The following is a 4,344-nucleotide window of genomic DNA, read 5'->3' on the forward strand; positions in this document are numbered from 1 at the left end:
CGTCTGAACATTTGCGATATAGCTTAACCGCGCTCTGCCAATGCTTTTTCTGCGATTTCAAAATCGGAGAAATGGTGCTTCACGCCTTGTACATCCTGATAGTTTTCATGCCCTTTACCGGCAATCAGAATGATGTCGTTCGTGGCGGCGCGTTCGACTGCGTAACGGATAGCAGCGGCGCGGTCGGCTTCGACGTATTCGGGCGCGGGAACGGCAGGCAGGATGTCGTTGATGATGTCTTGCGGATTTTCCAAACGCGGGTTATCGCTGGTAACCACCACTTTATCGGCACCCTGCACGGCTGCTGCACCCATCAATGGGCGTTTACCGCGATCGCGGTTGCCGCCGCAGCCGAATACACACCACAAAGCCGCACCCTGCGGTTTGATTTCTTGCAAAGTGGAGAGTGCTTTTTCCAGTGCATCGGGCGTGTGGGCATAATCGACAACGACCAAAGGTTTGCCGCTGTTCATAATGCAATCCATGCGGCCTGAAGCGGGACGGATTTTTGCCAGTACTTCCAAAACGTTATTGAGTGGATAACCGTTGGCACACAGCAAGGCAACACAGGCGGCGAGGTTTTGCGCGTTGAACCGTCCGAGCAGGCGCGTGCGGCAACGGCCTTCACCCCACGGGGTTTGGAATACGGCTTCCATGCCATCTGAAGAAGCGGTGAAATGAACAATACGGATGTCGGCGTGTTCGCTGAAGCCGTAGCCGTAAACGGCCAAATCAGGGCAGTCTTTTTTCAGACGACCTATGAGTTCTGTGCCGTATTCGTCGTCTACGTTGATGACGGCGTGTTTCAAGCCGTGCCAGTAAAACAGGCGCGACTTGATGGCACCGTAGGCTTCCATCGTGCCGTGGTAGTCGAGGTGGTCGCGTGTGAGATTGGTGAAGATTGCGCTGCGGAATGGCACGCCGTTGACGCGCGATTGGTCAAGGCCGTGGCTGGAAACTTCCATCGCGGCGGCTGTTGCGCCTTGCTGGCGGAAGCGGTAGAGCAGGGTTTGGACATCGACAGGGGCAGGCGTGGTATGCGTGGTCTCTTCCAATGCGCCCCAAAAGCCGTTGCCGACTGTACCGATAATAGTGGTTTTTTCGCCCAATAAATCAGCAGCTTGGGCCAGCCATTGTGTGATAGAGGTTTTGCCGTTGGTGCCGGTTACGCCCCAGACTTTGAGGCCATCTGAAACATTGCCGTAAACCTGTGCCGCCAACATACCGGCGCGATGTTTCAGATCTTTAATGCCTTGATTGGGAACCTTCCATTCAGGATTCCATGTAAATTTGCCGTCATCATCCCAAAAAACAAAGGTTGCACCGTTGGCGATGGCGGCAGGAATATAGCTGCGGCCGTCTGTATATTCGCCCTGACAGGCAACGAAAATGTCACCCTGTTTAATTTGTCGGCTGTCTGAATGCAACAAACGCCCTGCTGCGTTTTCACACAGCAGAGGCGGAAAGTTGGTTTCAGCCAAGGGGGTTAACTTGCTGAACATAAACAATATCTCTTTGATTGTTTGGATTATGACGGTACTTTGACAGTAGCGGTATTACTTAAAGGCTTGGTTGGGGAAACACCCAAGATGTTCAAGCTTCCGCTCATGACTTCTTTGAATACAGGACCGGCAACCACGCCGCCGTAATAGCCGTTGGCAGTCGGCTCGTCGATGGTAACAGCCACAATCACGCGTGGATTTTTAGCCGGAGCAAAACCGATGAACGTACCGACGTGTTTGTTGTCCACATAGCGGCCATTGACCAGTTTACGCGCCGTACCGGTTTTCGCACCTACGTCGAAACCATCTACCGCACCGGCAGTACCGGTACCGCCGGCTTCAGTAACGGAAACCATCAACTCGCGCACTTTTTTCGCAGTAGAGGCTTTGATGACACGCTTGCCTTTAGGCGCAACCGCCTGTTTTTCAAAGCTGACCGGCAACAACTCGCCGTCATGGGTCAAGACAGTATAGGCACGCGCCAATTGCAACAGGCTTAATTGCAGGCCATAACCGAAAGACATGGTTGCCTGTTCGATTTTTTGCCATCTGCGCCAGCTTCTCAACAAACCTGCAGTCTCGCCAGGAAAGCCTGAATGCATACGCACGCCCACACCTAAATCGTGATAGAAATCGTACATTTCTTTAGGCGTAAACATGGCAGAAAGTTTACTGGTACCGACGTTGGAAGATTTTTGCATAATGCCGCGCACATCCAAAGTAGGATAAACGTGGGTATCTTGTACGGTAGCCGGACCGATTTTGTAAGGCAGGGTGTTGAACGTATCGGTTGCATCCACTTTGCCTGAATCCAATGCTTTGGCAATGGTAAAAGGCTTCATGGCAGAACCAGGTTCAATCATATCGGTTACGGCGCGGTTGCGGCGCTGTTCGCTATTGGCCTGACCCGGTTGATTCGGATCGTAAGCCGGGCTGTTGACCAAAGCCAAAATCTCGCCGGTTTGCGCATCCAATATCACAACCGCACCCGCTTTGGCTTTGTGATAAGCCACAGCCTTGTTCAACTCGTCATAAGCCAGCGTTTGAATACGCTGATCCAAAGACAAAATCATGTCTTGGCCGTTTTTAGGCACGCTGTTGCGTGGAGAGTCGAGACTGTCAACGATATTGCCTTTATTATCGCGCAATACGACTTTCGCACCATCCTCACCGCGCAGGCTGTCTTCACGGGAAAGCTCCAAGCCCTCCTGACCTTTGCCGTCGATATTGGTAAAACCGATAACGTGCGCAAACAGATTGCCCATCGGGTAATGGCGTTTCAATTCTTTTTGGAATGCGATGCCTTTAATGCCCAATGCTTTGATTTCTTCTGCTTTCTCGTAGCTGAGTTGACGTTTCAGATAGATAAAGCCTTTGTCTTTTTTAGACAATTTATTTTTCAAAACTTCAACAGGCACATCGGCAATGGCCGACAGTTTTTCTAATTGTTCTGCAGTCGGCATTTCTTCCATACCGGAAGGCATGGCATACAATGATTCGGTAGGCGCACTCAAAGCCAATGTGGCGCCATTGCGGTCAGTAATCATACCGCGTGATGCCGGCAGCGGAAGCGTACGCACAAAACGTTGGTCGCCCTGATTTTTCAAAAACTCATGCTGACTGGTTTGCAGATAAACCCCGCGTACCAACAGACCGGTAAATGCCAGCGCAACAGCGCTCAGCACCAAACCGATTCGCCCGTTACTTGTCAGCGGCTTTTTCGTTTTTGTTGTTCCAGACAGCATTTGAGGTTTATATTCGTTCTTAATTAACATGTTGAACTTCTCATGACTTAGCTGCTCAGTGAGCCATCAAATCCCGTAAATCTTGCACTAATGCAAGGCTCTATATTCTTATTTTTTGCGTTCCAGCATAGCCGTATTATGCGCACCCGGTGGAAGCAGATGTTGCTTTTCGGCCGCCACTTTAATCAGTTTGTGGTTTGCCAATCTTGCTTGCTCCAATTTCAAGCGTGCGTAATCCTGTTCCAACTGAATTTCCCGTTTTTGTGCCTTATCCAACTCGATAAAATGCAAACGGGACTGGTTTTGCTTAAATACTACGGCAAAGGCTGAGACCGTCACCAAAACCAGCAATAAAATATTCAACTTACCCATCTCAAACTTTCAGACGGCCTGTCAACAGGACTATCTCTTACGACAGCGTTCAGACGCCATCCCCTACTCAATAACCGAAAATTCGCCACTGCTTCGTTCCGCCACACGCAAAACTGCACTGCGCGCACGCGGATTGGCTTCAGTCTCGGTCGAACCCGGTTTGATTGCTTTGCCTACAGCCTTCAAAGGCGGCTGAGGTAAATCCGCTTCCTTAACCACCGCCCAACGGGGCAATGGCGCATGTTGCGAATATTTTTTTATAAACTGCTTCACAATTCTGTCTTCCAGCGAATGGAACGCAATGACAGCCAAACGTCCACCCTCTTTCAGACGGCCTGCAACTTGCGGCAAAACTGCCTCTACCTCTTCGAGCTCGCGGTTAATAAAGATGCGAACTGCTTGGAAGGTGCGCGTTGCAGGGTCTTGTCCGCGCTCACGAGTACGGACGTTTTGCGCCACAAGCTGCGCCAGCTTGCGGGTTGTATCGATGGGACTCTCCTCGCGTTGCGCAACAATGGCGCGCGCAATCTGGCGACTAAACCGCTCTTCACCATAATTCTTAATTACCTCGTGTAAATTCTGTTCGGATGAGGTTGCAATCCATTCTGCCGCAGACATCCCGCGAGTCGGATCCATCCGCATATCCAGCGGCGCATCAAAGCGGAAACTGAATCCGCGGCTGCCATCGTCAATTTGCGGCGACGAAATCCCCAAATCAAAAAGCG

4 protein-coding genes are annotated in these 4,344 nt (G+C 51.0%); all 4 read right to left on the reverse strand.

From position 1 onward, the window contains the following. Positions 1-23 precede the first annotated feature (23 nt). A complete protein-coding gene (locus ACTHSP_RS18190) occupies positions 24-1,502 on the reverse strand; it encodes a UDP-N-acetylmuramoyl-L-alanyl-D-glutamate--2,6-diaminopimelate ligase (RefSeq protein WP_440346605.1) in 1,479 nt (492 codons plus the stop codon). Positions 1,503-1,528: 26 nt separating this feature from the next. Next, positions 1,529-3,277, reverse strand: coding sequence for a peptidoglycan D,D-transpeptidase FtsI family protein (locus tag ACTHSP_RS18195; protein WP_049350858.1), 1,749 nt, complete (start codon positions 3,275-3,277; stop codon positions 1,529-1,531). 78 nt (positions 3,278-3,355) lie between these two features. Beyond that, the gene (gene ftsL / locus ACTHSP_RS18200) at positions 3,356-3,619 is read right to left on the reverse strand and encodes a cell division protein FtsL (RefSeq protein WP_003681879.1); all 264 of its coding nucleotides are present in this window, start codon (positions 3,617-3,619) and stop codon (positions 3,356-3,358) included. A 63-nt stretch (positions 3,620-3,682) separates the two neighbouring features. Then, positions 3,683-4,344: 16S rRNA (cytosine(1402)-N(4))-methyltransferase RsmH (gene rsmH / locus ACTHSP_RS18205; protein ID WP_440346606.1), on the reverse strand; the 662-nt coding region annotated here is incomplete at its 5' end.

This window comes from Neisseria sp. P0001.S005 (assembly GCF_051963715.1).